This is a genomic window from Mucilaginibacter sp., from assembly GCF_036383575.1.
Lineage (GTDB): Bacteria > Bacteroidota > Bacteroidia > Sphingobacteriales > Sphingobacteriaceae > Mucilaginibacter.
Genome location: NZ_DASVOB010000892.1, coordinates 1 through 3,715 on the forward strand (window position 1 = coordinate 1; position 3,715 = coordinate 3,715).

The window sequence follows — 3,715 nt, forward strand, 5'->3', positions numbered from 1 at the left end:
CTGCATCGGGGATTGCTTCGTACCTCGCAATAACGTTTTAAACCATAAAAGAGGTTACTTCTTCAGCACATAAAACGACATTTCTTTCCTCGTCACAAAACCAAGCTTTTCATACACTTTAATAGCCCTTTCATTTTCGGCTTTTACATGCAGAAAAGGTGTTTCGGAAGCTGCCTTAATGCGTTTAGCCTGGTTCATTAATAATTTGCCTGCATAACCGCGCCCCAGGTAATCGGGATGGGTACAAACAGCACTGATCTCGGCATAAGGCGCGGGGTTTAAACGCTGACCAGCCATCGCAACCAGTTTATCGCCATCAAAAATACCCTGATAATGTCCAAATTCGATAGTTCGGTCTATAAAAGGGCCGGGATTGGTTAACTGAGTAAGCTCAAGCATCTGGGGCACATGCTGTTTTGTAAGCGGCACCAGCCCTTCATCCGAAACATCAGCAGATATTTCTCCCTCAAAAACCATTTGCAGGCATTTCAGGTAATGAACTATTTTCCACTGTTCAGGAATTTCAACATCATGCGGGGCGATAAAGATAAAATGGCTTTCAAAGGGAATAGTATCGTAAAGCAGGTTAAAATTTTCTTTAGATGTTTCGGAGGTGGCAACAAAAGGAGAAACCTCTTTCGGGAAATATTTTACAGTATCATTACCACCTGAAAACGCTTTATTACCGGTAATAAGTGCGTTCCAGGCCGGGTTATCAAGTATATGCTTCATTAAAATTGGGTGATGGTGGTAAGGGCAAAGCTATTAAAAATACGCCGCTGCGGGGACTCCGGCTTGTCATTCAATTTTAATTTAATGCTTACATTAGCTTTATCCATTATAAAATTATTACGATGAACGCCCTTGCTAAAAAACTGCAGATCAAGCCAAATTCGCGCTGGCTGCTGCAAAATGCTCCTTCCGGTTACACGGATAGCCTGTCGCCCCTGCCGGATAATGCCAACCTAATTTTTAGCACGGACGGCGAGTTTAATGGTATCCAGCTATTTGTAACCAACAGCACCGAACTGGCATCAGAGCTTAGAGTGATCACACCGCTGCTTAAAGCCGATACCGTTTTCTGGATCATCTACCCTAAAAAAAATTCGGGCATTCAAACAGATCTGGAAATGATGAGCAATTGGGATGCCCCAGCCCAATACGGCTTACGGCCTGTAGCATCGGCCGCAGTTAACGAAGTATGGACGGCATTACGTTTCCGCCCTGTTGAAGCCGTGAAAGTTTCTGAAGGACGTAACGAAGCGGTACGCAACAATGAGCACAGTGCATATATTGATGTAGACAACAAAACAGTAACCCTGCCCGATTATATAAAGGAAACATTGGAACAATACCCTGGGGTGTTCAACTATTTCCATTCACTGGCTTACAGCCATAAAAAAGAATACGTGCTTTGGATCCTCACTGCCAAGCAAGAAAAAACCCGGCAGGACCGTTTAACGAAAATGGTGGAAATGCTGCAGAATAAAAAGAAGAACCCATCGGATAAATAAAAGTATAGAGAATTATGGGTTACGGATTTTATGATATTACGCTTTACTGTCACTCTGAAAACAGTAACAATAAAGATTTAGCTATTCGAAACAATCTGATCTCCGACTTATACATTGATTTCCTTAACGGTTACAAACCGACAGGCACTACAAGAATTTCCGTTGACATTGGAAATGAAGATTATATAAGAGGATATTTTGGAAGTATACTACACGTTGAAGCTATTTTTAACGAAAAGGAATATTGGCTAAGCTCACCCGAAAATCAGAATAAAATTATCCTGGATACCATACACAGAATAATCATTTTCTGTGCAGAAAAATATGGATGGGATAAAGCTGTTTTCGACAGCGCTTATAACAAAGTCATTGAATGCGGGTTTATTTATAAAAAGGAGTTAAAGAGAAAACTTTCTAAAGACAGAAAACACCAAGCCTCATTATTACTGGAAAAAAATGGCGATTCGGCTACAATTTCGGTGAATTTTTATGATTTAAAAGGCGACCTTTTGAAATCGATAGAATTACTTAAATCTTTCCATCATGCGATGTTTTATGGAAAAATAATAGCCAATAATAAATGGTTTAACAATCTCGAATTTGGGATCCACACCAAAAATCAGGAAGTAGTTATTAAAGCATCTCTTGAAAAACAGGGTTCAGAAACAGTAATAAGCCCTGGCACTAATGCGCTTGAAGAATTGGAAGGATATTTAAGACGAATAACTTACCGCGAATTTGCAGACAGATCTGATCTTGTCAATTGGGCAAATCAATAACCATTTTAAAATACGGTAAATGATACATAAAAGCTGCTATCCGAAAATTACAAACCAAAATAGCCCTGCATTTTCAACAAATACAGGGCTATTTTATGTTCAACTATTATTTACCAGCCTGAGCCTTGTTTAGCATTACCATTTTTGATATGCTCTTCGGCAGTAGCTTTACCCATAATGGCAGCCATTTTGTTCCCTTCACTGTCAGTTCCTGTGGCAATGTATCTGCCCGATTTTACGTCGATAACTGGATTGATCATTGGTACATTTTTAGTTTTTGTTTTCACTGAATAAGCGGTAATACCACTTCCTTTTTCTGTTGCCATGATAAGTTTCTTTTGTTTTTTAATGTTAACCCCATTTAAACTGAATTGTTTTCAGCACAGGTATAATTGGTTTCTATGCGTAAACATGCATCATTTTTTTTTAATTAAAAATAGCCAGCATAAATAATTTGTTAACAGATTTAAGTTTGTGTTAATAACGAGTAAACCATGGTGTCTTCAAAGCGGCCGTTATGCAGGTGATCTTCCTTAAAATAAGCCTCCTGAACAAAATTATTTTTGAGCAATAATTTAATTGAAGCGAAATTACCCGGGCTCACACGGGCCTCTATCGAATGCAATTGAAGCACATTAAAGCCATAATCGATAGCAGCCGTAACAGCTTCCTGCATCATCCCCTCCCCCTGGTATAAAGGGTTTAAAAGATACCCGATCTCGGCCCGGTGCCTGTCTTTTTCTATTCGCCAAAAACCTATACTGCCAATATATTTATTATTGTTTTTCAGGCAGATACACCAGGTGATACCATCATTTTTGCCAAGCAGGTCTTCTATCACATCTATCAGCCCAACAGCATCATCAATGGTTTTATTGATTGGCCGGCTAATGTATCGCATCACCGTTTCGTTTGATCGCATTTCAAACAGACCGGCAGCGTCATCATAGGTAAAACGCCGCAATATGAGGCGTTCGGTTGTTAAAACGGGGAAGGGGTTAAAGTTGGGGCTAAGCATAAATACCAATGTTTTAAAAATCGGCTACCGGACACCGGCAAGTCTACCGTTAAATTTAACTATCAGGTTAAACAGATCGGTGTATTTATTGAGCGGTAGCGTGGCGCTGATGTCAAAAACATCATGATATGCCTTAATGCCACCCATAGTATAAATAAAAAAAGCAGGGACTCCCTGTTCGGTAAAAAAGTAATGATCACTATTGGCTGCCTTACCGCGGGAGGCCACTTTCACAAAGTAATTATTTTCTTTATTGATCTGTTGAATAGCAGCAAACTCTTTAGGATAAACAGTGGCATTCACAACGGTTATCCCATCAACACCAGTCCCGTTAAGATCAAGGTTGATCAGGAAACGAATGTTCTTGAGCGGGATGAGCGGATTTTGCGTAAAATATTTAGAGC

6 protein-coding genes are annotated in these 3,715 nt (G+C 39.8%); 2 read left to right on the plus strand and 4 right to left on the minus strand.

What is annotated here, in order from left to right; genetic code table 11:
• Positions 1 to 54: 54 nt before the first annotated feature.
• Entirely contained in the window at positions 55 to 732 is a 678-nt protein-coding gene (locus tag VF500_RS31320) for a GNAT family N-acetyltransferase (protein ID WP_330863420.1), read from the minus strand.
• Positions 733 to 854: 122 nt separating this feature from the next.
• Here VF500_RS31320 and VF500_RS31325 point away from each other — a divergent pair, with 122 nt between their 5' ends.
• The gene (locus tag VF500_RS31325) at positions 855 to 1,514 is read left to right on the plus strand and encodes a YdeI/OmpD-associated family protein (protein ID WP_330863421.1); all 660 of its coding nucleotides are present in this window, start codon (positions 855 to 857) and stop codon (positions 1,512 to 1,514) included.
• Between the two features lie 14 nt (positions 1,515 to 1,528).
• A complete protein-coding gene (locus VF500_RS31330) occupies positions 1,529 to 2,293 on the plus strand; it encodes a hypothetical protein (protein ID WP_330863422.1) in 765 nt (254 codons plus the stop codon).
• A gap of 110 nt (positions 2,294 to 2,403) precedes the next feature.
• Here the strand turns inward: VF500_RS31330 and VF500_RS31335 are convergent, their stop codons facing one another.
• The 3 genes from VF500_RS31335 to VF500_RS31345 all read right to left on the minus strand — a co-directional run.
• A complete protein-coding gene (locus tag VF500_RS31335) occupies positions 2,404 to 2,619 on the minus strand; it encodes a hypothetical protein (protein WP_330863423.1) in 216 nt (71 codons plus the stop codon).
• Positions 2,620 to 2,759: 140 nt separating this feature from the next.
• Positions 2,760 to 3,311, minus strand: coding sequence for a GNAT family protein (locus VF500_RS31340; protein WP_330863424.1), 552 nt, complete (start codon positions 3,309 to 3,311; stop codon positions 2,760 to 2,762).
• A gap of 24 nt (positions 3,312 to 3,335) precedes the next feature.
• The coding region (locus tag VF500_RS31345) for a M28 family peptidase (protein ID WP_330863425.1) at positions 3,336 to 3,715 on the minus strand (380 nt) is incomplete at its 5' end.